Origin of the sequence: Glycocaulis sp., assembly GCF_052168375.1 — a bacterium.
GTDB lineage: Bacteria > Pseudomonadota > Alphaproteobacteria > Caulobacterales > Maricaulaceae > Glycocaulis.
Window position 1 is genome coordinate 1 of sequence record NZ_JBQLZR010000261.1, and the last position, 1529, is coordinate 1529.

Consider the following 1529-nt stretch of genomic DNA (forward strand, 5'->3'; position numbering starts at 1 on the left):
GCCTTCCGGCTGCTGGGTGTTGCCGGACGGGGCGCGGAGCTGGATGCAGCGCTGGAAACAGGCCGGTTCGCACTTCTCATGGCGCCGGTTCATGCGCAGATCGGTGATGAGGCCAGGGAACGCCTGCTCACTGCGCGCGCCAAAGGTGTCGCGGTCATGGGTATTGAGGCAGCAGGCGCAGGCCCTGCGCCCTTGCGCCTTCCGCGCAAGCCTGCTGACCTCTACACGCTTGCACGCACACTTCGAACGCCAGCATCCGGTCCGCCGCGTACGCCCATGCCCGACGCGCTTCTGGCACCCTTGCAGACCGGCCTTGCTGACTGTGTGCTGATGAGCACGACACGGCCTGAACATCTTGATGCCAATCTACGCGCCGTCTCTGGACAGGGCCTTTTGTCGCCATAGCTCTCCTCATCATGAGCGAGACAGGCTTTACCTTTCCGGCAACACGAGAGGCGGCGCTTCGGCGTCTGGCGTCCTTTACTGCCTCGATGGGCTATGACTATTCCAGCCGGCGCAATAACGATCTGGGCCCCAAGGACCGGTCGAATGTCTCGTGTCTTTCCGCGGCAGTGCGCCATCGCCTGGTTCTGGAGGAAGAACTCGTCCGCGGCGCGATTGCCGCGCACGGGCTGAAAGCGGCGGAAAAATTCGTTCAGGAAGTCTGCTGGCGGACCTACTGGAAGGGCTGGCTGGAAATGCGCCCTGCGGTCTGGGAAGCCTATTGTGAGTCCCGCGACGCAGCGCTGGAGCGCGTGGCGTCGACCCCGGTCTTGCGCCGCCAGTACGAACGGGCGGTCGCCGGCCAGACGGGTATCGCCTGCTTTGACGCGTGGGCGCATGAGCTCACGGAGCTTGGCTATCTGCACAATCACGCCCGGATGTGGTTTGCATCGATCTGGATCTACACGCTCAAACTGCCCTGGCAGCTTGGCGCCGATTTCTTCCTGCGCCATTTGATCGACGCCGATGCAGCGTCCAATACGCTCTCCTGGCGCTGGGTGTGCGGCCTGCACACGCAAGGCAAGACCTATCTTGCGAGGCCCTCCAATATCGAGACCTATACCGGGGGACGTTTCAAACTGCCCGACGGTCAGTTGGCTTCGGAGGCTCCACCGCTTGATGACGATGCCTGGCAGTATCCGGTGGTGGCGCTCAAGGAGAGCGATACGCCCGATACCGGTATTCCGGCCTTGCTGCTCCTCCACGAGGAAGACCTGAACGCGGAAAGCTGGCCGCTGGGCGGGGTCAAGCCAAAAGGGCTTGCGACCATGGAGGCGCTCGGCTGGCGCTCGCCCCTGCCGGCCGGTGACCGCGCAGCACAAGTGACCCGCACTGCGCTGGCAGACGGGCTGGCGCGCGCGGCGCAGCATTTCGCGCTGCCGGTTCCCGCAAGTCCGGATGCGCCTGACCTGGCCGGATTGGCCCGCACGGCCGGTGCAGGCCAGATCATCACCATGCGCGCGATGACAGGACCGCTGAAGGACCGGCTGGACCGCCAGCGTCCATCGCTGGACGCAGCCGGGATA

At 64.7% G+C, this 1529-nt stretch carries 1 protein-coding gene and 1 pseudogene; both read left to right on the forward strand.

What is annotated here, in order from left to right; all coding sequences use genetic code 11:
* A pseudogene (locus ACTS2Z_RS10615) lies at nt 1-405 on the forward strand (hypothetical protein); the annotation flags it as partial.
* 11 nt (nt 406-416) lie between these two features.
* A partial coding sequence (locus ACTS2Z_RS10620; protein ID WP_442573181.1) for an FAD-binding domain-containing protein occupies nt 417-1529 on the forward strand: 1113 nt, incomplete at its 3' end.